This window comes from Kineococcus mangrovi (assembly GCF_041320705.1).
Lineage (GTDB): Bacteria > Actinomycetota > Actinomycetes > Actinomycetales > Kineococcaceae > Kineococcus > Kineococcus mangrovi.
In genome coordinates this window covers 189,890-213,278 of sequence record NZ_JBGGTQ010000002.1, presented here as the reverse complement: position 1 = coordinate 213,278, position 23,389 = coordinate 189,890, and the positions used below count along the sequence as shown (strand labels likewise).

General features: G+C 75.8%; 25 protein-coding genes, 1 pseudogene and 1 riboswitch. Of the genes and pseudogenes, 17 read left to right on the top strand and 9 right to left on the bottom strand.

Translation table 11 applies throughout. From position 1 onward, the window contains the following. Positions 1 to 6: 6 nt before the first annotated feature. Entirely contained in the window at positions 7 to 534 is a 528-nt protein-coding gene (locus AB2L28_RS04090) for a glyoxalase superfamily protein (protein ID WP_370717454.1), read from the bottom strand. A gap of 137 nt (positions 535 to 671) precedes the next feature. Between AB2L28_RS04090 and AB2L28_RS04085 the strand changes: the two are divergent. Beyond that, positions 672 to 776: pseudogene (locus AB2L28_RS04085) on the top strand (dihydrofolate reductase family protein); the annotation flags it as partial. A gap of 89 nt (positions 777 to 865) precedes the next feature. Here AB2L28_RS04085 and AB2L28_RS04080 read toward each other — a convergent pair. Both AB2L28_RS04080 and trxA read right to left on the bottom strand, forming a co-directional pair. Further along, complete coding sequence (locus tag AB2L28_RS04080) at positions 866 to 1,279, bottom strand: VOC family protein (RefSeq protein ID WP_370717453.1); 414 nt, start codon at positions 1,277 to 1,279, stop codon at positions 866 to 868. Positions 1,280 to 1,346: 67 nt separating this feature from the next. After that, the gene (gene trxA / locus AB2L28_RS04075) at positions 1,347 to 1,787 is read right to left on the bottom strand and encodes a thioredoxin (protein WP_370717452.1); all 441 of its coding nucleotides are present in this window, start codon (positions 1,785 to 1,787) and stop codon (positions 1,347 to 1,349) included. 56 nt (positions 1,788 to 1,843) lie between these two features. On the opposite strand from trxA, the gene AB2L28_RS04070 reads away from it, so the two are divergent. Genes AB2L28_RS04070 through mgrA form a run of 3 tightly spaced genes read left to right on the top strand, consistent with a single transcriptional unit; the run spans position 1,844 to position 4,317 of the window. Further along, a complete protein-coding gene (locus AB2L28_RS04070) occupies positions 1,844 to 2,581 on the top strand; it encodes an LmeA family phospholipid-binding protein (protein ID WP_370717451.1) in 738 nt (245 codons plus the stop codon). A 45-nt stretch (positions 2,582 to 2,626) separates the two neighbouring features. Further along, on the top strand, positions 2,627 to 3,277 hold the full coding sequence (gene eda, locus AB2L28_RS04065) for a bifunctional 4-hydroxy-2-oxoglutarate aldolase/2-dehydro-3-deoxy-phosphogluconate aldolase (protein ID WP_370717450.1): 651 nt from the start codon (positions 2,627 to 2,629) through the stop codon (positions 3,275 to 3,277). Positions 3,278 to 3,318: 41 nt separating this feature from the next. Then, the gene (mgrA, locus tag AB2L28_RS04060) at positions 3,319 to 4,317 is read left to right on the top strand and encodes an L-glyceraldehyde 3-phosphate reductase (RefSeq protein ID WP_370717848.1); all 999 of its coding nucleotides are present in this window, start codon (positions 3,319 to 3,321) and stop codon (positions 4,315 to 4,317) included. Between the two features lie 33 nt (positions 4,318 to 4,350). Here mgrA and AB2L28_RS04055 read toward each other — a convergent pair whose 3' ends face one another. Next, on the bottom strand, positions 4,351 to 4,806 hold the full coding sequence (locus AB2L28_RS04055) for a DUF4383 domain-containing protein (RefSeq protein ID WP_370717449.1): 456 nt from the start codon (positions 4,804 to 4,806) through the stop codon (positions 4,351 to 4,353). 62 nt (positions 4,807 to 4,868) lie between these two features. Then, positions 4,869 to 4,969: riboswitch (TPP riboswitch) on the top strand. On the opposite strand from AB2L28_RS04055, the gene thiM reads away from it, so the two are divergent. From thiM to AB2L28_RS04010, 9 genes are all read left to right on the top strand, one after another. Then, on the top strand, positions 4,962 to 5,777 hold the full coding sequence (thiM, locus tag AB2L28_RS04050; protein WP_370717448.1) for a hydroxyethylthiazole kinase: 816 nt from the start codon (positions 4,962 to 4,964) through the stop codon (positions 5,775 to 5,777). (Overlaps the previous riboswitch by 8 nt.) Next, positions 5,774 to 6,403 carry a thiamine phosphate synthase gene (gene thiE, locus AB2L28_RS04045; RefSeq protein WP_370717447.1) on the top strand — a complete coding sequence of 210 codons (630 nt, stop codon included), beginning with the start codon at positions 5,774 to 5,776 and terminating at the stop codon, positions 6,401 to 6,403. The genes thiM and thiE overlap by 4 nt, the downstream gene beginning before the upstream one ends. Continuing rightward, positions 6,400 to 7,239, top strand: a complete 840-nt coding sequence (thiD, locus tag AB2L28_RS04040) for a bifunctional hydroxymethylpyrimidine kinase/phosphomethylpyrimidine kinase (protein WP_370717446.1) — start codon at positions 6,400 to 6,402, stop codon at positions 7,237 to 7,239. Before thiE ends, thiD begins: the two co-directional genes overlap by 4 nt. Next, positions 7,236 to 7,916, top strand: a complete 681-nt coding sequence (locus AB2L28_RS04035) for a TenA family protein (protein WP_370717445.1) — start codon at positions 7,236 to 7,238, stop codon at positions 7,914 to 7,916. Before thiD ends, AB2L28_RS04035 begins: the two co-directional genes overlap by 4 nt. A gap of 32 nt (positions 7,917 to 7,948) precedes the next feature. Continuing rightward, on the top strand, positions 7,949 to 10,189 hold the full coding sequence (locus tag AB2L28_RS04030; RefSeq protein WP_370717444.1) for a serine hydrolase: 2,241 nt from the start codon (positions 7,949 to 7,951) through the stop codon (positions 10,187 to 10,189). Between the two features lie 37 nt (positions 10,190 to 10,226). Beyond that, on the top strand, positions 10,227 to 11,456 hold the full coding sequence (locus tag AB2L28_RS04025; protein ID WP_370717443.1) for an acetate/propionate family kinase: 1,230 nt from the start codon (positions 10,227 to 10,229) through the stop codon (positions 11,454 to 11,456). A gap of 42 nt (positions 11,457 to 11,498) precedes the next feature. Next, complete coding sequence (gene pta, locus AB2L28_RS04020) at positions 11,499 to 13,610, top strand: phosphate acetyltransferase (protein WP_370717442.1); 2,112 nt, start codon at positions 11,499 to 11,501, stop codon at positions 13,608 to 13,610. A gap of 207 nt (positions 13,611 to 13,817) precedes the next feature. Next, positions 13,818 to 15,512, top strand: coding sequence for a DEAD/DEAH box helicase (locus AB2L28_RS04015; RefSeq protein WP_370717441.1), 1,695 nt, complete (start codon positions 13,818 to 13,820; stop codon positions 15,510 to 15,512). Between the two features lie 129 nt (positions 15,513 to 15,641). Then, on the top strand, positions 15,642 to 16,082 hold the full coding sequence (locus AB2L28_RS04010) for an OsmC family peroxiredoxin (protein WP_370717440.1): 441 nt from the start codon (positions 15,642 to 15,644) through the stop codon (positions 16,080 to 16,082). 3 nt (positions 16,083 to 16,085) lie between these two features. On the opposite strand, the gene AB2L28_RS04005 is transcribed toward AB2L28_RS04010, so the two are convergent. The 5 genes from AB2L28_RS04005 to AB2L28_RS03985 form a co-directional block, all read right to left on the bottom strand. Continuing rightward, on the bottom strand, positions 16,086 to 16,478 hold the full coding sequence (locus AB2L28_RS04005) for a hypothetical protein (protein WP_370717439.1): 393 nt from the start codon (positions 16,476 to 16,478) through the stop codon (positions 16,086 to 16,088). After that, a complete protein-coding gene (locus tag AB2L28_RS04000) occupies positions 16,475 to 17,440 on the bottom strand; it encodes a serine hydrolase domain-containing protein (protein ID WP_370717438.1) in 966 nt (321 codons plus the stop codon). Before AB2L28_RS04000 ends, AB2L28_RS04005 begins: the two co-directional genes overlap by 4 nt. 20 nt (positions 17,441 to 17,460) lie before the next feature. Then, positions 17,461 to 18,372, bottom strand: coding sequence for a S66 peptidase family protein (locus AB2L28_RS03995; RefSeq protein ID WP_370717437.1), 912 nt, complete (start codon positions 18,370 to 18,372; stop codon positions 17,461 to 17,463). After that, positions 18,369 to 19,223, bottom strand: a complete 855-nt coding sequence (locus tag AB2L28_RS03990; RefSeq protein ID WP_370717436.1) for an oxygenase MpaB family protein — start codon at positions 19,221 to 19,223, stop codon at positions 18,369 to 18,371. Before AB2L28_RS03990 ends, AB2L28_RS03995 begins: the two co-directional genes overlap by 4 nt. 135 nt (positions 19,224 to 19,358) lie before the next feature. Beyond that, positions 19,359 to 20,222, bottom strand: a complete 864-nt coding sequence (locus AB2L28_RS03985) for an NmrA family NAD(P)-binding protein (RefSeq protein ID WP_370717435.1) — start codon at positions 20,220 to 20,222, stop codon at positions 19,359 to 19,361. An 81-nt stretch (positions 20,223 to 20,303) separates the two neighbouring features. On the opposite strand from AB2L28_RS03985, the gene AB2L28_RS03980 reads away from it, so the two are divergent. From AB2L28_RS03980 to AB2L28_RS03965, 4 genes are all read left to right on the top strand, one after another. Continuing rightward, the gene (locus tag AB2L28_RS03980; RefSeq protein ID WP_370717434.1) at positions 20,304 to 20,690 is read left to right on the top strand and encodes a winged helix-turn-helix transcriptional regulator; all 387 of its coding nucleotides are present in this window, start codon (positions 20,304 to 20,306) and stop codon (positions 20,688 to 20,690) included. A 45-nt stretch (positions 20,691 to 20,735) separates the two neighbouring features. Further along, the gene (locus AB2L28_RS03975) at positions 20,736 to 21,182 is read left to right on the top strand and encodes a hypothetical protein (protein ID WP_370717433.1); all 447 of its coding nucleotides are present in this window, start codon (positions 20,736 to 20,738) and stop codon (positions 21,180 to 21,182) included. A 172-nt stretch (positions 21,183 to 21,354) separates the two neighbouring features. Beyond that, positions 21,355 to 23,076, top strand: a complete 1,722-nt coding sequence (locus tag AB2L28_RS03970) for a metallophosphoesterase (RefSeq protein WP_370717432.1) — start codon at positions 21,355 to 21,357, stop codon at positions 23,074 to 23,076. A gap of 52 nt (positions 23,077 to 23,128) precedes the next feature. Beyond that, positions 23,129 to 23,341, top strand: a complete 213-nt coding sequence (locus AB2L28_RS03965; protein ID WP_370717431.1) for a hypothetical protein — start codon at positions 23,129 to 23,131, stop codon at positions 23,339 to 23,341. Positions 23,342 to 23,389 lie beyond the last annotated feature (48 nt).

Here is a 23,389-nt window from a genome sequence, read left to right as displayed (position 1 = left end):
GCCGGGTCAGCGTTCGCAGGACCGCAGGGAGTTCCCGAAGGGGTCGAGGACGGTCGTCGTCGGGCCACCCGGCGCGTCGTCCTCGACCCCCGGGAACTGCCGGGGGTCCAACCGCGGCGAGAGTTCGCGGCGCAGTTCGCGGACGTCCCGGACGGGCACCCACACGGCCGTCCCCGGGGTGCCGTCGCCGCAGTGCTCGGACAGGTCGAGCTCCGCGTCGTCGCGGCGGACTCGGGCGTACAGCGGCAGGTCGGGTTCGAACCGGTGTTCCCACAGGCACGTGAACCCCAGCACCGCGGTGTAGAACTCGAGCGCCGCGGCGCCGTCCTGGACGCGCAGCACGGGGACGGGGGCACCGAGCTGACCCGCCGGTCCGGTGGCGGAGGCGGTCGCGGTGTTCCAGTCGCGGAACCCCGCCTGGTGGGCGAGGAGTTCCAACGCCGCCGAGTGGTTCACGTCCAGCCCGAGCGCGGCGAGGTCGCGGCGCAGGGTGCGGACGGCGGTCTTGGCCGAGACCGTGAAGTTCTGGTCCATCGCGATCCGTTCCAGCCTGGTGCCCCGGGTGCCCGCGCCGCCGGGGGAGCGACGTGTTCACCGGAGTGCGGGCGGCAGGCCACGTCGGGCCGTGAACAGGTTGGCGCCGGGCCCGTCCGGGGGTCGAGGCTGGCGCGATGACGGACACCACCTGCCACCTGTCCCTCTCCCTCGACGGCTACGTGGCCGGGCCGGACCAGAGCCTGGCGGACCCGCTGGGTCGCGGCGTGGACATCGCCGGCGGAGCGTCCACCGCGCGGCAGGTGCGGGGTGACCTCGTGCTCGACGACCGGGGACGGGGTGACCTCGTGCCCGACCCTGGGACGGGGGCTCATCCGCGGGGAGGGGCGCCGTCGGCGGCCACCAGCTCGACCTCGAACCCCGCGTCGTCCTCCAGGTAGGCCGCGTGGTGGTCCGGACCGCCCGCGTGGGGGTGGCGGTCGGGGAACAGCAGCCGCCACCCGTGCCGCGGCGCCTCGGCCGCCAGGGCGTCGACCTCGTCGGGGGTGCCGGCCCACAGGGCGAGGTGGTTCATCCCGCTGCGGCAGCGGTCGGTGCGGCCGCGGACGTGGTCGGCACCGGACTCCAGCACGACGTACGCCGTGCCGAGGGACCAGGTGCACCCGGTGGCCCAGTCGTCGGTGCGGGTCCAGCCGAGGCGGGTGAGCAGCCAGGGCCACGGGCCGTCGGCCGCCGTGGCGTCGTCGCGCCACAGCTCGAGGTGGTGCAGGTGTCCTCGGTCCACGTCGCGATCCTGCCCGAACGCGCGAGAGCCCCCGTCCGGTGCGGACGGGGGCTCTCGCGGTGGGACGTCAGAAGGCGGCGGGGTCCGTCCCGGCGCGCACGCCCTGGCGCTGCGGCGCGGACTGCTCCTGCGCCTGCTGCTGCTGCTGGGCCTCCACGGCCTGGGCGTACTGCTGCTTCACCTGGTCCATGTCCAGCGCGCGGACCTGCTCGATCAGCTGCTCCAGCGCCGGGGCCGGCAGGGCGCCGGGCTGACCGAAGACCGGGATGCCGTCGCGGTAGGCGACCAGCGTCGGGATCGACGTGATGCCGTAGCGGGCGGCGAGCTGCTGCTGGTCCTCGGTGTCCACCTTGGTGAAGGTGATGTCCCCGTGCTGCTCGGAGGCCTGCTCGAACACGGGTGCGAACTGCTTGCACGGCCCGCACCAGTCGGCCCAGAAGTCGATGAGGACGATCCCGTCCTTCACGGCCTCGTCGTGCGTCTCCAGGGTCAGTGCCTGAGTGCTCATGCCCCTCCTCAACCACGCGGGGTCGCCAGACCTTCCCGGCCTGCGACAGTGGATCCGTGCCCCGCCGTCCCGCCTCCAGCCGCCTCGTCCGGGTCCTCGTCACCGTGCTCGCCCTCGCCGTCATCGCGGTCGCGGCCGACCTGGCCGCCCGCGCCTGGGCGACCGACCGGGTCGCCGCGCAGCTGCGCACCGAGTACGGGCTGACGCAGGACCCGCAGGTCGGTGTCGCCGGTGGCTCCTTCCTGTGGCAGGTCGCCCGCGGGAGCTTCGAGGACGTGACGGTGACGGTGCCCCGGTTGACGACCGAGGACGACCTCGTCGTCCGCGACCTGCGCGTCCGGCTGCCCGAGGTCCACGTCCCGACGAGCGTGCTCACCGGGGGTGCGGGGACGGTCGACGTCGCCGGCGGCACCGTCCGGGCCGAGGTGGCCTACGCCGACCTCGCGCAGCAGGCCTCCGTCGGCGGGCTCGACGTGACCCTCACCCGGGACGGCGACGCCGTCCGGGCGGGCACCACCGTCCGCGTCTTCGGGCTCGGCGTCGACCTGTCGGTGTCGGGGCGGCCCGTCCTGGACGGGTCCGACGTGCAGCTGCAACCCGTGCGCGCCGAGGTGGCCGGGGCCTCGGTGCCCCTGGGCCGGGCCGACCAGCTGCTCCGGGCGGCCGGCTTCGACGGGTTCTCCTTCCCCCTGGAGGGGATCCCCCCGCAGGTGCGGCTGGAGGACCTGCAGGTCGCCGACGAGGGGCTCGTCGTCGACGGGACCGTCACCCCCAGCGCGGTGCGCGTGGGCTGAAGCTGGGACAGTCGAGGTCCACCCGGACCTCGAGGAGGAGCCTCCGTGCCTGCCGCCAGCCCACCCGTCAGCGTGCTCGACCTCTCCCCGGTCCTGCCCGTCGTCGTCGTCGAGGACGTCACCACGGCCGTCCCGCTGGCCCGGGCGCTGCTCGCCGGCGGCGTCGGCGTCGTCGAGCTGACCCTGCGCACCCCCGCCGCGCTCGACGCCGTGCGGGCCGTCGCCGTCGAGGTGCCCGAGATCGTGCTCGGGGTCGGGACCTGCACCTCGGCCGACGACGTCGCCCGCGCCGTCGACGCCGGGGCGCAGTTCCTCGTCAGCCCCGGCACGACCCGCTCGATCGTCCAGGCCGCCCGCGACCGCGACGTCCCGCTGCTGCCCGGTGTGGCGACCGTCTCGGAGGCCCTCGCGGCGCTGGAGCTCGGGGTCCACGACCTGAAGTTCTTCCCCGCCCAGCAGTCCGGAGGAGCTCCCTTCCTGGCGGCGCTGCGCACGGTCCTGCCGCAGGTGCGGTTCTGCCCGACCGGGGGCGTCTCGCCGGCGAACGCGGGGGAGTACCTGGCCCTGTCGAACGTCGGCTGCGTCGGCGGCAGCTGGCTCACCCCGGCCGACGCCCTGGCCGCCGGGGACTTCGCGCGCGTCGAGGAACTGGCCCGCGCCGCGGTGGCGCTGCGCGTGGCAGGATCGCCGACGTGAGCCCCACCACGTACACCGCAGACGCTGCACGGTACGAGTCGATGCCCTACCGCCGCTGCGGACGCAGCGGCCTGGAACTCCCGGCGCTCTCGCTCGGGTTCTGGCACAACTTCGGCGACGACAAGCCGTTCCAGACCCAGCGCGACATCGCGCGCCGCGCGTTCGACCTGGGCATCACCCACTTCGACCTCGCGAACAACTACGGACCGCCCTACGGCGCTGCCGAGACGAACTTCGGACGGTTGTTCCGCGAGGACTTCAAGCCCTACCGCGACGAACTCGTCGTCTCCTCCAAGGCCGGCTGGGACATGTGGCCCGGGCCGTACGGGGACCGCGGGTCGCGCAAGTACCTGACCGCCTCCCTGGACCAGTCGCTGCAGCGCACGGGCCTGGACCACGTCGACATCTTCTACCACCACCGCCCGGACCCGGACACCCCGCTGGAGGAGACGATGGGTGCGCTCGACGCCATCGTCCGCTCGGGCAAGGCGCTCCACGTCGGGATCTCCTCCTACGGGCCCGAACGCACGCTGCAGGCCTCGCGCGTCCTGCGCGAACTCGGCACCCCGCTGCTCATCCACCAGCCGTCCTACTCGATGTTCAACCGGTGGATCGAGTCCGGGCTGCTGGACGTCCTGGAGTCCGAGGGCGTCGGCTGCATCCCGTTCACCGCGCTCGCGCAGGGGTTGCTGACCAACCGCTACCTCGACGGGATCCCCGAGGACTCCCGTGCGGCGCAGGGCAAGTCGCTCGACCCGTCGATCCTGGGCGAGGAGACGCTGCGGCGCATCCGCGGGTTGCAGGAGATCGCCTCCGGGCGGGGGCAGACGCTCGCGCAGCTCGCCCTGGCCTGGACGCTGCGCGACCGTCGCGTGACGACCACGCTCATCGGCGCCAGCTCGGTGCAGCAGGTCGAGGACAACGTCGCCGCCGTGCAGAACCTCGAGTTCAGCGACGACGAGCTGACGGCCATCGAGGAGTTCGCCGTCGACTCCGGCGTCGACCTGTGGGCCGGCGTCCGCGAGGGCGGCGAGGCCTGACGGACCGCTGACCCCGGCCCGGGCGGGCCGGGGTCAGCGCAGTTCCGCGGTGCTCCTGCGCCGCCCCGCCGTCACCGGCACGAGCGCGATGACGATCCCGACCGCGGCGAGGACGCCGTGCAGGGTCGTGACCGGCCAGGCCAGGTTCAGGGCCGTGTCGCCGGACCCGTCGCTGGAGGCGCCCCAGGCGAAGAGGCCGGCGCCGGCGAGGAAGAGCACGATCCCGTAGCCGCGCGCCCGGCGTCGTCCCGTGCGGGCGAGGATCCCCAGGGCCCCCAGCACGAGGTGGACGGTGCTGGAGAGCGGGTTCACCGAGAACCCGATGACCTGCTGCTCCTGCGTCCCGCCCGTCCAGTCCGAGAACCCGGACACCGCGAAACCGGCCACCCCCAGGACCACGAGCAGGACGCCCACGACGAGCGAGAGGTGCTGGCCGGCGGTCGTGCGCGGCTGCACCGACAGGTCCGATCCCGACAGGTTCAGGCTCATGCGGTGGGGCTACCCCGCGGGGCCGGGGGCAAACGGATGACGTGCCGGCGGGGTGTAGCGTTCCCCGCGACACGGGGTGCTGCGTGCGGATCGCGCAGCTGAGATCACACCCGTCGCACCTGATTCAGGTAATGCTGACGAAGGGATGTCGCGGCATGGCAGCCGTTTCCACGCTGGTGTCCGCCCAGGACGTCGCCCGGGCCCGCGAAGCCGTGGTCCAGGGCGCGCCCCTGGTCCAGTGCCTCACCAACTCGGTGGTCCAGACGATCACCGCGAACGCCCTCCTCGCCGTCGGCGCCGCCCCCGCGATGGTCGACAACGTCCAGGAGGCGGCTGCGTTCGCCACCGTCGCCTCCGCCGTCCTCGTCAACGTCGGGACGCTCGACGAGACGAAGGCGCAGGCGATGGCGCTGGCGGCGGGTTCTGCCCGCGAGCACGGCCGGCCGTGGGTCCTGGACCCGGTCGCCGTGGGCGGGCTGGAGTTCCGGACGAGGATCGCGCGGGACCTGCTGGCGCACGCCCCGACCGTGGTGCGGGCCAACGCCTCCGAGGTGCTCGGCCTGGCCGGGGCGGGTGCCGGTGGACGGGGGGTCGACGCCACCCACGGGACCGAGGACGCCGTCGAGGCGGCCCGCGGGCTCAGCGGTCGCACCGGTGGGGTCGTGGCCGTCTCCGGCCCGGTCGACGTCCTCATCCACGGCGAGCGGGTGGTCCGCGTCCTCGGCGGGCACGCCCTGCTGACCCGCACGACGGGGGCGGGGTGCTCCCTCGGGGCGCTCGTCGCCGCCTACGCAGCGGCCGAACCCGACCCCCTCGTCGCGGCGGCCGCCGCCCACCTGCACGTCGCCGTCGCCGCCGAACGCGCCGCGGCGCGGGCGGACCGGCCCGGCGCGTTCGCGACCGCGTGGATCGACGAGCTCGACGCCGTCGGCCCCCGTGAGCTGCGCGACGGCGCCGGGCGCCTCGCGTGAGGGCCCCGTTCCGGCCCACCCTCTACCTCGTCACCGACACCGCCCGGTGCGGTGACCGCGGCGTCCCGGCCGTCGTCCGCGCGGCCGTCGCCGGCGGGGTCGACGCCGTCCAGGTGCGGGCGAAGGAGGGCTCGGACCGCGAGCGCCTCGCGCTGGTCCTCGCCGTGCGGGAGGCGTTGCGGGGCACCGGGGTCCCGCTGCTCGTGAACGACGCCGTGGACGTCGCGCTCGTCGCCGGGGCCGACGGGGTGCACCTGGGGCAGAGCGACCTGCCGGCCGCGGAGGTGCGGCGGATCGCACCGGACCTGCTCCTGGGGTTGTCGGTGTCCACCCCGGAACAGGCCGCCGCGGTGGACCCCGCGGTCGTCGACCACCTCGGGGTCGGGCCCGTGCGGGAGACCGCGACGAAACCGGACGCGGCCGCCGCCCTCGGCGCCGACGGGGTGGCGGCGGTCGTCGCGGCGGCGCCCGTGCCGTGCGTGGCGATCGGCGGCATCCACCCGGACAACCTGGACTCGTTGCGCGCCACGGGGATCACCGGGTTCTGCGTGGTCTCGGAGATCTGCGGGGCGGCCGACCCGGAACGGGCGGCGCGGGAGCTGCGGGCCCAGTGGGGCCGGTCGTGAGCGCGCGCGTCGACGTCCCGGTGGCCTTGACGATCGCCGGCAGCGACTCCGGGGGCGGGGCCGGCGTCCAGGCCGACCTCAAGACGTTCGCGGCGCACGGCGTCTTCGGGGCGAGCGTGCTGACGGCGCTGACGGCGCAGAACACCCGCGGCGTCCACGGGGTGCACGTCGTGCCCGCCGCGTTCGTCACCGAGCAGCTCGACGCCGTCCTGTCCGACATCGCCGTGCACGCCACGAAGATCGGGATGCTGGCCGACGCGCGGGTCGTGGCCGCCGTCGCGGACGCCGTGGCCGGCGGGGCGGGGGGACCCGTGGTCCTGGACCCGGTGATGGTCGCCACGAGCGGGGACCGGCTGCTGGACCCGGCCGCCGTCGCGGCCGTCCGCGAGGACCTGCTGCCGATCGTCGACCTCGTCACCCCGAACGTGCCCGAGGCGGCCGTCCTGCTCGACGCGGCGCCCGCGACCGACCTCGACGGCGTGCGGGCGCAGGCCCGGGAGCTGTTCTCCCGCACGGGGACCGCCGTCCTGGTCAAGGGCGGGCACCTCACCGGTCCCGAGAGCGTCGACGTCCTCGTCGGCCCGTCGGGGGAGACGCTGCTGCGCCGCCCCCGCGTGGGCACCACCGCCACCCACGGCACGGGGTGCACGCTGTCCGCGGCCCTGGCCGCCCAGGCCGCGCTGCGCCCCGGGGCCGGCTGGGAGGAGCTGGCCGGACCGGCCCGCGACTACCTGCAGTCGGCCCTGCTCGCCGGCCGGGACCTGCACGTCGGGTCCGGCCACGACGGTTCGCACGGCCCCCTCGACCACGCCTTCGCCCTGCGGGAGCCCGGATGACCCCCAGCCCCTCGTTCACCGCCGCCGCCTGGGAGCGGACCGCCGACGTGCGCGGCGCCGTCGAGCGCTGCGCGTTCCTCGCCGAGCTCGCCGAGGGCACCCTCGACCCGGTCGCCTTCCGGCACTACCTGGAGCAGGACGCCCTCTACCTGCAGGGCTACGCCCGCGCCCTGTCGCTGCTGGCCGCGCGGGCGCCGGACGCCGGTGCGGCCGGTTTCTGGGCCTCCTCGGCGCACGGCGCGGCCGTCGTGGAGTCCTCGCTGCACGGCGACCTGCTGGACTCCGGTCTGTTGCCGCCGGGCGAGGGGACCGCTGCCCTGGCCTCCCCGACGACGCTGGGGTACGTCTCCCACCTCGTCGCGACGGCCGCGACGGCGCCCTACGCGGTCGGGGCGGCCGCCGTCCTGCCGTGCTTCTGGGTCTACGCCGACGCGGGCCGGCGCCTGGCCGTCCGCGCCCGGCTCGTCGAGGGCCACCCGTTCGCGCGGTGGGTCGCCGCCTACGACGACCCCGCCTTCCAGGCCGCCACCGCGACGGCCCGCGACCTCGTCGACGCGGCGGCCCGGCCGGAGGTGGAGGAGGCCATGCACGAGGCCTTCGCGGTCGCGACCCGGTACGAGTGGCTGTTCTGGGAGGCGGCGCACCGCCGTGAGGGGTGGCCCCCGATCGAGGGCTGAGGCCACCGGGGCTGATGAGAGACTCGGTCCCGATGACCACTGCGCCCCCGGGTCTCGCCCCGCACCGCGCCACCACGGCCCGGGACCCGCTGCTGGACGGGGTGCGGACCGTCGCCCTGGCGCGGGTGCTGCTGTGGCACGCCCTGGCCTGGGCCTGGCTGTCCTGGGTCTTCCCCGCCATGCCGCTCATGTTCTTCCTCGCCGGGTCGCTGCTGGCGACGAGCCTGGGGCGGGGCGGTCGGGGGGCGTGGTGGCGGACGACGCTGCGCCGGGCCCGCCGGCTGCTCGTGCCCTTCTGGGTCTTCGGGGCCGCCGTGCTGGTCACGACGGTCCTGACGGCGCAGCGCAGCGGTGCGGACGTCGTGCTCACCGGTGGGTGGCGCTGGGTGCTGCCCCTGCTGCCCCCGGTGGGTTCGGAGGGCCAGCAGGGCTGGCTCACGTCGCACCTGTGGTACGTGAGCGACTACCTGTGGCTCGTCGTGCTGGGACCCCTCGTCCTGCGGTGCGCCCGCCGGCCCGCCACCACGGCGCTGCTCGCCCTCGCCGGGCTCGCCGCGCTCGAGCTGGGGCCGTGGGTGGGCCTGCCCACCCTGACCGGGATGCCGCGCACGGGGGTCGGTGACGCCCTCTGCTACGGGCTGTTCGCCGTCCTGGGGGCGGCGTGGGCGCGCAGCCCGGCCCTGCCGGCCCGCCCGGTCCTGCTCGTCCTCGCGGTGACCGGGGTGGGCGGGGCGCTCGCCCTGTCGGCGGTCGTGCCGCTGGAGCGGAGGTCGCTGAACTCCTCCTGGCTGCTGCTGGCGCTCACGGCCCTCGGCTGGCTCGCGGCCCTGGGGCTCGTGCAGGGGCCGCTGCGGCGGTGCTCGGCCCGGGTGGCGCCGTTCCTGCGGGGGGTCACGGCGCGCGCCGTGACGGTCTACCTGTGGCACCCGGCCGCGATCGTCCTGGTCCGCACGGCCGTGGACGAGGTGCTGCCGCAGGCGTCGGGGTGGACGGTCGTCCCCCTCGTGGTGGGCGGCTCCCTGGCGCTGACGCTCGTGGCGGTCCTCGCCGTGGGCTGGGTGGAGGACCTCGCCGGCGGCCGGCCGGCCCGGTGGTGGCCCGTGCGCGCGGCCCGGCCGGCCCGCCGCGCAGCGCTCCTGCCGGTGGGGTTCGTCGCGGTCGGCGCGGGCTGCCTGGCGCTGGCCGTCGCCTTCACCGGTGGGCCCAGCCGGTCCCTGCTCGCCATCCCCGGCCCGTCCGACCGCAGCGCGCTGGCGCAGTCCGCCTTCGACGTGGTGGCCGACCCCGGGGCGGTGCTGCCGAGCCGGGCGGCGCCCCTGGCCGAGCTGCCCGCCGAGGACCTGCAGCGCGCGCTGGACGAGTGGGTGGCCCGCACCGAGGGCATCGAGGCGGCCAGCGTCGGCGTGGCCTCGGGGGCCGCGCTGTGGGACGTCGTCTGGGAGGGCACGAGCTCGGTCGCGCTGGGGGCCGGCCTGCCCGCCGGTGAGCCGGTCCCGGCGGCGTCGCTGACCAAGGGGGTCACGGCGGCCCTGGTGCTGCAGGAGGCCACGCGCGGCACGCTCGACCTCGACGCCCCCGTCCCCGACCTCGACGGGGTCCCCGCGGGTGCGACGGTCACCCCGCGCCAGCTGCTGCACCACGCCGGCGGTCTGCCGCAGTACACGCAGGCGCCCGGTTTCGAGCCCGATCGCGCCTGGACCCCGGCCGAGCTGGTCACCCTGGCCCTCCAGGCCCCGCCGCTGTTCGCGCCGGGGACGCAGGTCGCCTACTCCAACAGCGGGTTCCTCTGGCTCGGGCTGCTCCTGGAGCACGTCACCGGCCAGTCCTACGCCGACCTCGTCGCCGAGCGCGTCGCCGGACCCCTCGGCCTGACCTCGATGAGCGTCGAGCAGCGCGAGGTCCCCGGCTGGACGGGCTTCTCCTCCGGCGGGATCGTCGCCTCACCGGGCGACCTGGCCCGCTGGCAGGGGGCGCTGCTCTCCTCCGACCTCGTCCTGACCCCGCGGGCCCGGGCGGACCTGGTCGACCTACAGCCCCTGGGCAACGGTCTGGGCGTGTGGCCGTCCTGCCCCTGCGGCACCGACCCCACCGGGCAGCGGTGGGCCGCCGGGTGGGGGCAGTCCGTCAACGCCGGCGGCGCCTTCGCCTTCCCCGCCGAGCACGTCGCCGTCATGGGCTACCTGCAGCCGGAGGGCGACCGTGCCCTGGAGGTCGCCGCGGACCTGGCGACGACCCTGGCGACGGTGCTGCCGGGCCGTGCCGGGGGCGCGTGAGAGCCTGCTCGGACAGGACGTCGAGGGGAGTGGTCGCGTGTCCGGCAACGGGTCGGTCGTCGTGGTGAACTGCGGGAGCTCGTCGGTCAAGCTCGCGCTCGTGGACCCGGAGACGGGGGAGCGGGCCCTGAGCTGCCTGGGTGAGCGGATCGGCAGCCCGGACGCCGTCGTCCACATGACGACGACGACGCCGGGCGGTGGGTCGACGACGCGCACGATCAACCCGGCCGCGACCACGCACCGCGGGGCCCTGGCCCACGTGCTGCAGCGGCTGCTCGACCTCGACCTGCCCCCGCTGCTCGGCGTCGGTCACCGCGTCGTCCAGGGCGGGCAGGTGTTCCACGGGTCGGTGCGCATCGACGACCGGGTCCTGGGGCAGATCCACGAGCTGTCCGCGCTCGCGCCCCTGCACAACCCGGCCAACGCCTCCGGCATCGAGGCCGCCCGCGCGGTCCTGCCCGACCTCGAACACGTGGCCGTCTTCGACACGGCGTTCCACCAGACGATGCCGGAGGTGAACTACCGGTACGCGGTGCCCGCGCGCTGGTACGAGGAGTTCGGCGTCCGCCGCTACGGCATGCACGGCACGAGCCACCGGTTCGTCAGCCAGCGCGCCGCGCAGATCCTCGCCGAGGCCGACGGCCGGGACCCGGCCACCCTCAAGACCGTCGTCGCCCACCTCGGCAACGGTTGCAGCGCGACGGCCGTCCTCGGGGGCCGCTCGGTCGACACGACGATGGGCCTGACCCCGCTGGAGGGCCTGGTCATGGGGACGCGCTCGGGGGACCTGGACCCGGCCGTCGTCGAGCTCGTCGCCGACCGCACGGGGGAGAGCGTCACCGAGATCGTGCGCCAGCTGAACTCCGCCTCGGGGCTGCTGGCGCTGTCGGGGCTGTCGAACGACGTGCGGACGCTGTCGGGCGAGGCCGCCGCGGGGCACGCCGGGGCCCGCCTCGCGCTCGACGTCTTCGCCCACCGGGCCGCCAAGCACGTCGCGGCGCTGACCGTCTCCCTCGGCGGCCTCGACGCGCTCGTGCTCACCGGCGGCATCGGGGAGAACGCCGTGAACGTGCGCTCGATGCTGCTGGCCCGCCTCGCGCACCTGGGGCTCGTCGAGGACGCGGCCGCCAACGCCGACCACGGGCGCTCGTCCACGCCCCGCGGGCGCATCACCGCGCCCGGTCCGGGGCCGCTGGCGATGGTGGTGCCCACCGACGAGGAACTGCTCATCGCCCGCGACACCGTCGCGCTCGTGCGCGACCGCTGACCCCCGCGGGCCACGGGGCGGCCGGTGCGGGAAGGTGGGGCCATGGCCCGCGTGCTGCTCGTCGTCCCCACCGGTCACGGCGCCGGTCTCACCTCGACCTGCCTGGGGCTGGTGCGCGCGCTCGACGCGCGCGGGGTGGACGTCGGGTTCCACAAGCCGCTGGCGCAGTCCACGCGCTCGGGGGAGGCGGACCGGTCGGTCGCCCTGGTGCGCCTGACGACGACGCTGGACCCGGCCGAGCCGATCGCCTCCAGCCGCGTCGTCGAGCGGCTCTCGCGCGGTGAGGTCGACGACCTCATGGAGGAGGTGGTCGCGGCCGCCGAAGGGGTCCTGGCGACCCACGACGTCGTCGTCGTCGAGGGGCTCGCCCCCTCGGCCGACCAGGTCTTCTCCGGCCGCGTCAACCAGGCGCTGGCCACCGCCCTGGACGCGGACGTGCTGCTCGTGGGGTCGGCGGGTCTGCTGGGCGCCGAACCCGGTGCGCCCGAACGCATCGCCGAGGACATGGCCGTCACCGCGGGCACCTACCGCGCCGGTGAGGCGCTGCGCGTCGTCGGCGGGGTCGTGTCCCGCTGGCCCGTGCCCGAGGACCCCGAGACCGCCGTGGCGCGGGCGGCGGCGCTGCGCGGTGCCCTGGGGCACCACGGGATCCCGCTCGTCGGCGTCGTCCCGTTCCGCGGCGACCTCACGTGGCCCCGCGTGCGCGACCTCGTGCACGGCCTGGACCACGAGCTCGACGTGGAGGTGCTGACCCACGGCGACCAGGGCCGGCGCATCAAGGAGGTCGTCGTCGCCGCGCAGGCCGTGCCGGGGATGCTGCCGCTGCTGCGCGAGGGCCGGTTGATCCTCGTCCCCGGCGACCGGCACGACGTCGTCATGGCGACCTGCCTGGCCGCGCTCAACGGGACCCGCCTGGCCGGGTTGCTGCTGACCGCCGGCGTCGGGATGGACCCGCGGGTGGGGGAGCTGACCGCCGCGGCCGCCGCGACCGGGCTGCCCATCCTGCGCTCGGGACGCAGCACCTACGCCACCGCGACGGCCGTGAACCGCCTCGACCCCGAGGTGCCCGCCGACGACGCCGAGCGGGCGCTCTCGCTGGCCGCGACCGTCGCCGACGCCCTGGACCCGGGCTGGCTGGCGCGGCTGCCCACGGCGGCGCACCGGCCGCGGCTGTCCCCGGCCGCCTTCCGCCGCCGGCTGACGACCCTGGCCGCCGAGCGGGTCCAGCGCATCGTCCTGCCCGAGGGCACCGAACCCCGCACCGTCCAGGCGGCGGCGGTCTGCGCCGAGCGCGGCATCGCCCGGCCCGTCCTGCTCGGGGCGCCCGAGGAGGTCGCCGCCGTCGCCGCCGGGCTGGGGCTGACTCTTCCCGAGGGGGTCGAGGTGCTCGACCCGGCCGACCTGGTCGAGCAGTACGTCGACGTGCTGGTGGAGGCCCGCAAGCACAAGGGGCTGCAGCCGGACGTGGCCCGCGACTCCCTCGCCGACCCCATCTGGCTGGGCACGACGATGTTGCAGGCCGGGGACGTCGACGGTCTCGTCGCCGGCGCCGTCCACACGACCGCGGCGACCGTTCGCCCTGCGCTGCAGGTGATCCGGACCAAGCCGGGGGCCCGGCTGGTGTCCAGCGTGTTCTTCATGTGCCTGCCCGACGACGTCGTGATCTACGGCGACTGCGCCGTGAACCCCGACCCGGGCCCGGAGGACCTCGCCGACATCGCGCTGCAGTCGGCGGCCTCGGCGCGCGCCTTCGGGATCGAGCCGCGGGTGGCGATGATCAGCTTCTCCACCGGGTCCTCGGGGTCGGGGTCGAGCGTGGACAAGGTGGCCGAGGCGACCCGCATCGCCCGCGAGCGCGACCCCGACCTCGTCATCGACGGCCCGCTGCAGTACGACGCCGCCGCGGTCGCCTCCGTCGCGGCGTCCAAGGCGCCGGACTCGCCCGTCGCCGGGCGCGCCACCGTGTTCGTCTTCCCCGACCTGAACACGGGCAACACCACGTACAAGGCGGTGCAGCGCAACGCAGGTGTCATCTCGGTGGGGCCGATGCTGCAGGGCCTGGCCAAGCCGGTGAACGACCTGTCGCGCGGTGCGCTCGTCGACGACATCGTCTACACGATCGCCCTGACGGCCATCCAGGCCTCGCGGGGCTGACCGGGCCGAGAGCGCCCCGGACCGCACGGGAAGAAGGCGGGTCCGGGGCCTGTTACCCTTGAGGCGACGGTGTCGATGCCGTCCACTCAGCGGGCGAGCCGCCCGCGAGGTCGCTTGAGTCTCATCCCTCAGCATCAGTGCGCTTTCGCGTGTCCTGGGGGCGGACCGCCGTGCGGCCGACGAGCCCCACGTGGAGTTCAGTACCCCATGCCCCAGTACGACGACCGTTCGTACCGTTCCTCCCGCCCCCGCAACGACGAGGGCGGCTACCAGCGCCGCGACTCGCGCGCCTACACCGACCGCTACGAGCGGTCCGACCGCGGCGAGCGCTCCTTCGACCGTGACGACCGCCCCCGCGGCGGTGGCGGCTACTCCCGCGACGACCGTCCCCGTTCCGGCGGGTACGGCGCCCCGCGCAGCGGTGGCTACCAGGGCCGCTCCGGCTCCGGTGGTGGCGGCCGCTTCGGCGGCGCCCGCCGCAACGGGCCCCCGCGCAGCCCGCGCTCCTTCGCCCCCTCGGCGACCGAGCAGGCCCTCACCGCGGCCGAGTCCATCGAGGTCGTCGAGGCGACGTTCTCCGAACTCGGCCTGCCCGACGAGCTCGTCGCCGCGCTCGAGCGCCGCGGGATGACCGCGCCGTTCGCCATCCAGCAGCGCGTCCTGCCCGACGGCATCGCCGGCCGCGACATCCTCGGCCGGGCCCGCACCGGTTCCGGCAAGACGCTGGGCTTCGGCCTGCCGATGCTGGCCCGCCTGGCCCAGCAGAAGCGCGCCCGCATCACCGGCGCCCCGCGCGGTCTCGTGCTCGTGCCGACCCGCGAGCTGGCCATGCAGGTCGCGGACGCGCTGCGGCCCCTCGGCGACTCCCTCGACCTGCGGCTGTCCGTGGTCGTCGGCGGTGTCCCGTACGGCCGGCAGATCGCCGCCCTGCAGCGCGGCATCGACGTCCTCATCGCCACCCCGGGCCGGCTGGTGGACCTCATCGAGCGCGACGCCGTCTCCCTCGCCGAGGTCGACGTGGCCGTGCTCGACGAGGCCGACCACATGGCCGACCTGGGGTTCCTGCCCAACGTCCGCTCGATCATCGAGGGCACCAAGCCCGGCGGTCAGCGGATGTTCTTCTCCGCGACGCTGGACCGCGGTGTCGAGGCCCTCGTGACGGACTTCCTCACGGACCCGGCCTTCCACGCCGTCCCGGCCGACCCCGACGACGTCGGGCACATGGAGCACCGCGTGTTCGCCGTGCGCCCGCACGACAAGCTGCCGATCCTCACCGAGATCAGCCAGCGCCCCGCGCGCTCGATCTTCTTCGTGCGGACCAAGCTCGGCGCCCAGCGCCTGGCCGACCAGCTGCGCGAGGCCGGTGCTCCGGCCGAGGCCATCCACGGCGACCTGCGCCAGTCGCAGCGCTCCAAGGCGATCGACGCCTTCTCGGCCGGGGAGACCCGCGTCCTGGTGGCGACGGACGTCGCGGCGCGCGGCATCCACGTCGACGACGTCGACCTCGTCGTGCACGTCGACCCGCCGAACGACCACAAGGACTACCTGCACCGCTCGGGCCGCACGGCCCGCGCCGGCGCCAAGGGCACCGTCCTGGCGATCGCGCTGCCGGACCAGGTCCGCCGCTACGGCTGGCTGCACCGCGACGCCAACGTGACCGCCAACGCGGTGGAGAACGTCCTGGCCGGGGACGAGACGGTCCGCGAGGTCGCCGAGTCCGGTGAGCCCGTGGTCATCAAGCCGCGGCGCACGACGGAGAACCGCGAGGGCCGTGGCCCGCGTCGCGGTGGTCCCCGTCGGGACGGCTTCCGCGGCGGCCCGCGCCGCGACGGTGGCCGTGGGCCCCGCCGCGAGGGCGGGTTCCGCGACGGCGGGCGCCGCGAGAGCGCTCCGCGCGACTGACCTGCCCGACCCGGAGGGGGCGGTGAGCTTCGGCTCACCGCCCCCTCCGGCGTTCCCGTCGGGTGGCGGTGGGGGCCGGGTCTGGTGAGGATGTGTCCGCACCGACCACCTGAAGACCTCGGAGGAAGCATGCCCACCCGCACCGCACGCACCGCCTGGAACGGCACCCTGGAAGAGGGGTCGGGCCAGGTCGAGCTGTCCAGCTCCAAGGTCGGCACCTACCAGGTCTCCTTCCCCAAGCGCGCCGCCGACGACGCCGGGGGCACGACGAGCCCCGAGGAGCTCATCGCGGCCGCGCACTCCTCCTGCTACGCCATGCAGTTCTCCGCGCTGCTCGCCGAGGCCGGCGGCACCCCGGAGAGCCTGGAGGTCGTCGCGGACGTCTCCCTCGGGCCGGACTCCGCGGGCGGCTTCAAGCTCACGGGCATCGCGCTGAAGGTCACCGGTGAGGTCAGCGGCATCGACGCGGACACCTTCGCGAAGACCGCGCAGGCGGCCAAGGAGACGTGCCCCGTCTCCAAGGCGCTGACCGGGGTGGAGATCACGCTCGAGGCGTCGCTGGACGCCTGAGCCTCACGGGGCGAAGCGGTCCAGCGGCACCATCGTCACGCCGCTGGACCCCCGCAACGTGGGGGTCCCGTCGGAGCGCCGCCCGCGGGTCCACGTCTCGGCGAAGCAGCCGAAACCCCCGTCCTCGCGCACGCGCAGGGTGTGCGCGTCGAGGACGTCGAACACCTTGGGGTGCGCCGCCGGGTCGGTGGCGTCGGTGCTCAGGGCCAGCAGGCGGTTCCCCGCCCGGACCACGTCGACGACGCCCCACAGGTTCGCCCACCGCCCGCAGAACGGGGCCGGGTCCGCGGCCGGTGCGTCCTCGCTCCAGTGCCGGGCCAGCAGGTCGACGAGCCGGACCGCCCCGAGGGCGAACTCCGTGGCCGGGCCGTCCACGCAGTTCGTCAAGACCGTCACCGCCAGACCGTCGGCGGGGTCGAGGACGCTCTTGGTGATGAACCCGGGGAAACCCCCGGAGTGCCCCACGAGCCGCCGGTCCCCGCACAGCTGGCCGATGAACCCCAGCCCGTAGGTGGTGTCGTCCTCGGCCGTCCACTCCACGCGCTGCGCGAGGCGGCGGGAGTGCTCCGACAGCGGTCCCGGCCGGCCCGGGACGTGGGCGCTGAACCAGGCCGTGAGGTCCTCGGCCGTGGAGCAGAAACCCGTCGCCGCGGCCATGTCCGCCGTCGAGGGTGCCGCAACTGGCGGCGGGGACCGGTCGCGGCGGCGGAGTACCCCGTCGCCAGTTCCCCGGCGGCGGGCAGGTCGGACGTGGTGCGGGACAAGCCGAGCGGTGCCGTGACCGTCGCCAGGTGCGCGCCGTAGGACGTGCCGGTGACGGCCTCCACGACGAGGCCGAGCAGCGAGTACCCGATGTTGGAGTACTTGAACCGTGAGGACCGCGGCACGAGCGAACCGCCCCGCCCGACCGCTTCCCGCAACCCGTCGGCGTCGAGGAACTCCCCGTCGAGCTGCCAGAAGTCCCCCTCCACCCCGTCGCGGGTGACCCCGGCCGCGTGCCCCAGCAGTTCCCGCAGCGTCGCCCGGCCCAGTTCGGGGTCGGCCTCGGCCACCCACGGGACGTGCTGGGCGAGGAGGTCGTCCAGGCGCAGGCGCCCCGCGTCGGCCAGGGCGAGGACCGCCGTGGCGGTGAACGTCTTGGAGTGCGAGGCGACGCGGAACACGTGGTCGGTGCGCAGGGGCACCCCGCGTTCGACGTCGGCCCAGCCGTGGGCGGAGGAGTGCACGAGGTCCCCGTGGAGGCGCACGGCGAACTGGACCCCGGGCACCTGGAGGCGTTCGCGGCGGAAGGCCGTCCAGCGGGCGGCGACGTCGGCGGCGGCCGCGACCGTCGCGGCGGTGAGCGGGGGAGTCGGCACCGGCCCACCGTAGACGCCGCTCACCGCACGAGGGGCTGCACGTCCAGCCGGCCGGCGTCGGCGTCCAGGACGGCGGGCACCCCCAGCGGCACCGGCACCGGGTCGTCGAGGTGGCCGGTCCCGATCCCGCCGAGGACCGGGACGCCGAGGTCGTCGAGCAGGTCGTGGAGGGTGTCCAGCACCGTCCAGCCGCGGTCGGCGTACCCCGCGAACTCCTCGAAGCTGCCGACGACGACGCCGGTGAGGCCGTCGAGGGCGCCGGACAGGCGCAGCTGGCTCAGCGCGCGGTCGACCGTGCCGAGGCCGGCGGCGCGGTTGGCCTCGACCAGCAGCAGGCAGCCCTCCCACGACACGTCGACCACGCCCACCGTGCGGGCGAGCATCTCCAGGTTGCCGCCGACGAGGACGCCCGCGGCCGTCCCGGTCGTGGTGAGCCCGGCGGTGAGCGCTCCGGGATCGCGGTGGACCGTCGTGGTCGCGCCCTCCAGGAGCTGGCGGCGCACGAGGTCCTGGTGGGCGCCGTGCACCGCGCCGTGGACGACGGGGACCCCGGCGCGCCGCCACACCTGGTGCAGGGCGGTGATGTCGCTGTACCCGACGAGGGGTTTCGGGTCGCGGCGCAGCAGGTCCCCGTCGAGGCCGTGGACGAGGCGGATGGCCCCGCAGCCCCCGCGCGAGGCGACGAGGGCCCGGACCCCGGGGTCGCGCAGCGCCTCGTGCAGGTCCGTGAGCCGGTCGGCGACCGTGCCGGCCATGTACCCGCGCCGGTCCTCCACGTGGGCGCTGAGCTCCGGGCGCAACCCCCAGGACGCCAGCGCGGCCAGCAGGTCGTCGAGGTGGCGGCGTTCCTCGGGCCAGCTGCTGGGGGACAGGACGACGACCCGGTCCCCGGGGGTGAGGCGGGCGGGCAGGGGCGGTGTCGCACCGGTCACCGCCAGGCCCCCCGGCGCCGGGCGACCTGCGCGTGCGGCCAGAGCGCGAGACGCTGCGGCAGCACGGGTCTCGCGGCGGTCGTCGCGGTGCGCAGGGCGGCGGCGGTGGCGCGGCGGGCCGGGGTGCGCGCGATCCCGTACGCGCGGGCCAGGGCGGGGGGCAGCAGGTCGGCGGTCACCGCCCGCGCCGTCGCGGCCGCACCCGGCAGGGGTGGGGCGGTCCGCTGGGTGAGGATGTCGCGCCCGATGCGCCGGGCGTCGTCCGTCACCACGAGTCCCCGGGCCGTCGCGTGGACGTACTCGTCGAAGTCGGCGACCGTCTCCGGGAGCACGCGGTCGGGGACGGCGAACATCCGCGCGAACGGTTTGGACTCCTGCCAGTGCCGTTCCCGCTCGGCCGGGGTGAGGCGCAGGCCGGCGTAGCGCTCGGTCACCCGCCGGGCCGTCCAGACGAGGGTGGCGTGGACCCAGAGGGCGAGGTCGGGGTCGTTCGCCCGGTAGGGCGTGCCGGCCGGGGTGCCGGGGACGGCGGTGCGCAGCGCGCCGCGGACGGGGGCGTGCGCCCGGCCGACGTGGCGGGCGGCGCCGTGCGCCTGCTCGGTGTCGCCGAACGTCACGGTGAGCGCGGCCTGCAGCGTGCCGACGAGCCGGCGGGCCGGGCCGTCGGCGTAGCGGCTGTGGACGGCGACACCCTCACCGACGAGCGGGTGGGCGATCTGCAGCAGGATCGCCGCGGGACCACCGAGGACCGTGACGCGTTCGCCGGTGACGCGGCGGAACTGCTCGCCGGGGCAGACGCCGGGGTCGCCGGGGACGCCCGGGCCCGGCGGGGGCGGGAAGAGGGCGCTCACCGGCACCCGTGGTGTCCGGTTCCGCTGCTCGCCCGCTGTCCGCACCCGCCCCATCCTGGGCCGAGAACGCTCCTCCCGCTCCCGGCGCGCCTGCGGGGGTGGGCGGGAGGAGCGTCGTCCGCGGGGGGCTCGCCGTCAGGCGGCGGCGTGCGCAGCGGCGACGGCCTCGCGCAGGGAGGACGCGGGGCGCCCGATGAGGTCGGCGAGGTCGGTGCTGCCGGTCTCCAGGTCGCCGTTCGCGATCGAGGTGTCGAGCCCGGCGACGAACCCGGCGGTGCCGGCGTCCAGGCCGTGCCCCTCCAGCGTGCGCCGGTACTCCTCGGCGGACACGTCGCGGGAGACGACGGTCGTGCCGGTGACCTCGGTGATCGTCGCGGCGAGGTCGGTGAAGGTGAACGTCTCGCCCGCGAGCTCGTAGGTGCCCTCGCCCTCGTCGTCGGCGAGCAGCGCGACCGCGGCTGCGGCGGCGTAGTCGGCGCGGCTCGCGGCGCTGACCCGGCCGTCGTGGGTGGCCCCGAGGACCTCACCGGTGCCGAGGTACTGGCCGAGGTTCGCCGTGTAGTTCTCGTAGTACCAGCTGTTGCGCAGCAGGACGTGCGGCAGGCCGGAGGCGGCGATGACCTCCTCGGTGGCCTTGTGCTCGGGGGCCAGCGGGCTCGTGGAGGTGTCCGCGCGCAGCAGGGAGGTGTAGACGAGGCGCCCGACGCCGGCGGCCCCCGCCGCTTCGACGACGTTGGTGTGCTGGGCGACGCGCTGGCCGACCTCGCTGCCGGAGACGAGCAGGAGGCGGTCGACACCGGCCAGGGCGGTGTCGAGGGAGGCGCGGTCGGCGTAGTCGCCGGCGCGGACGACGACACCGCGGGCGGCGAGGTCGTCGGCCTTGGCGGGGGTGCGGACGACGGCCACGACGTCGGCGGGGGCGACGCCTCGCTCGAGCAGGGCCTGGACGGCGAGGCGGCCGAGGTGGCCGGTGGCGGCGGTGACGGCGTACGTGGTCACGGTGTCTCCCGAGTGAGTGCTGTATTGGCGAAAGCACTAACCAATCTACAGCGCTGTCGATTCCCGCGGTATTCTCGTCGGGTGGACGACGCCCCAGACGGACCAGCGCAGGACCTCGTCGCGGACGTCTTCGCCCGCGACTGCACCTCCCGCGCCGCGTTCGAGTCCGTCACCGCCAAGTGGGCCTCGCTCGTCCTGCTCGCCCTGGGGGAGGGGTCCTTCCGCTTCAACGCGTTGCGGCGCAAGGTGGACGGGGTCAGCGAGAAGATGCTGGCGCAGACCCTGCAGACCCTGGAGCGCGACGGCATGGTGACCCGGGAGGTCGTCACCGCGATCCCGCCGCGGGTGGAGTACGAGCTGACCCCGCTCGGTGCGCAGATCGCCGAGCGGCTCCGAGCTCTGGCCGACCTCCTCGAAGCCTCCGCCGCGGACGTCGAGGCGGCGCGGGCCGAGCACGCCGGACGCTGACCCCCGCCCCGGAACGGCGGGCTGCACGGACTCGTTGGGCGCTCCGTGGAACCGCTGACGCTCGCCCGGACCCTTTCCGTCGTCAACACCGCTCTCGCCGGAGCAGCGGTCGGGACGGCCCAGGCGGTCTTCGACGTCCCCGACCGGTCCCGGCGGTTCCTGGGGTGGTCGGCCCTGGTGGTCGCCGGTAGCGCCGCTCTCGTGGCCTCGGACGCCCTGTGGGGCCGTGCGACGGGCGAGCGCACCGTCCCGCCCGCCGACGACGTGGTGCTCGCTGCCCCGGAGACGAGGCTGCTCCTCGGGCACCTCGCCGTCGCGGCCGTCACGACGCCGGTGTGGATCGTCGGACGCCGGGTGCCGTCCCGGCTGCGGGAGCGGGGTGTGCGGCGGCCCAACTTCCTGCTGGGGGTGCCGCTCGGTCTCGGGTACGCGGCCCTCGTCGCGGGTGTGGAGCGGACGTACGCCCGGGAGCGCATCGCCGCCCTCGCGTGAGGCCGCGCTCCGGGTGCCCCAGGTCGCGGGAGGGGCCGGTGGTGCGTGGTCGCCCGCCCTGCCCGCGGCCCGTCCGGCCACCCGGCCACCCGGCGCCCACGCGCGGCCCAGCCGACACCCAGCCCCCTCCCGTGGTGGGCGGTGCGGGGCCGGGTGCGCGAAGATCGCCCTGATGTCCACCAGGATCCGCCGGCCCGCGCTGCGGCTGCCGCGCCCCTCGCCGGCCCGCCGCGCCGCCTGGGCGCGCCTGGGCGCGCGGCCCGTGCCGCGGTTCGCGCGCCGCCACCTCCTGCCCTGGCTCGCCGTCCTGCTCGTCACCGCGGCCGGGGCCGCGGCGGGTTTCGCCCTCGCCCCCGGGTCCAGCACCTACGTCGGCCCGCTGCAGACCGAGGTGCGGGTCCGACCGAGCCTGAGTCCCGGGGTCGAGGTCGACCTGCCGCCGGTCGGCAAGGTCACCTTCGACACCCACCACGCCCCCGTCGCCGTCACGGCGAACATCGTCAGCGTCGACGTCGACGCGGCCGCCCGCCTCGTCCGCTCCCCGCAGCAGCTGCTGGCCCTGGAACTGACCGCGGCCGACACCGTGCGCGCCGCGACGGTCCGCGCGGCGACCTACAGCCTGCTCTGCGGGTTCGGCGGCGCCCTGCTGGCGGCGGTGGTCGTCTTCCGGGGCCGTCGCCGGACCCTGCAGACCGGCGCGACCCTGCTCGTCGTGGTCGTCGCCACCGGGGCGGGCACGTGGGCGACCTTCGACCCCTCCGCGCTGCGCCAGCCGCGGTTCACCGGGCTGCTGTCCCGGGCGCCCTACGTCGTGTCCAGCACGCAGAACGCCCTGGACCGGCTGGAGAGCTACCGCAGCGGCCTGTCCGACATCGTCCGCAGCGTCTCCACCCTCTACGCCGCCGCGGCGAACCTGCCCGTCCTGGGGGACGCCCAGACCGGCACCACCGGCCTGGGGGCCGACGTCACCACCGTCCTGCACATCTCCGACCTGCACCTGAACCCGCTCGGGTACGACGTCACCGAGGACCTCGTCGAGCAGTTCGGGGTCCAGGCGGTCATCGACACCGGTGACACCACGACGTGGGGGACCGAGGCGGAGTCCAGCTTCCTCAACCGGATCGGCGGGCTCGGCGTGCCCTACGTCTGGGTGCGCGGCAACCACGACTCCACGCAGACCCAGGAGCAGGTCGCCGCGCAGGGGGCGATCGTCCTGGACCAGGGCTCCACGACGGAGGTCGCCGGGCTCGTCCTCGCCGGCCAGGGCGACCCCGTCTTCACCCCCGACGGCGAGGGCCGGCAGGCCACCGGCAGCGCCGAGCAGATCCAGGAGCAGGCCAACGAGGTCCTCGCCGGGGGCATCGAGCGCTGGGACGAGGCCCACCCCGACGACCCCGTCGACGCCGCCCTCGTGCACGACCCCAGCGGTCTGCAGCCCCTCCTCGGCCGCGTCCCGCTCGTGCTGGCGGGCCACCTGCACAAGCGGTCGGTGACCCTGGACGCCTCGGGGACCAGGATCATGGTCGAGGGCACGACCGGCGGGGCCGGCATCACCTCCGCCGGCCTGCGCAGGCTCGCCGACGGGGCTCCGCTGCCGCTGTCGGCGACCCTGCTCTACTTCGGGAAGTCCGGTGAGGACGCCGGCCGGCTGCTGGCCTACGACGAGGTCACGGTCGGCGGTCTGGGGCTGGCCGAGGTGAACCTGCAGCGCACCGTCCTCACGGCGCAGGACCGGCCCCCGCTGACCGTCCCCTCCCCGGGCGCCACGTCGGGCGGTCCGACGCCGCTGCCGACCCCGTCGACGTCGCCCCTCACGATCCCGCCCTCGACGCCGGAGCCGGATCAGGAGCAGGAGCAGGAGCAGGACCAGGGGGCGCCGACGCCGACCGGGTGAGGGTGCCGGAAGCCTCCCGGCACCGGGGGGCGCGGCGTACGGTGGCCACACCATGACGAACCCGCACCCCGTCCCCGCGCCGCAGGACGACCGCGACGTCCTGCGCGGGGCGCGCGTGGCCGCGCCGCTGGCGGACACCGTCCTCGCCGAGGAGATCGAGCTCTACACCGACGTCGTCGTCGCCGCGTCCGAGAGCGAGGGCCCCCTGCCCGAGGGCGAGCTGGACCGCGTCCTGGGCGTCGAGGGCGGCCCCGCCCGGGACTGAGCGACGCGGGTGGTGTCGGGACCGCGTCCCGCGACCGCCTAGAGTCGC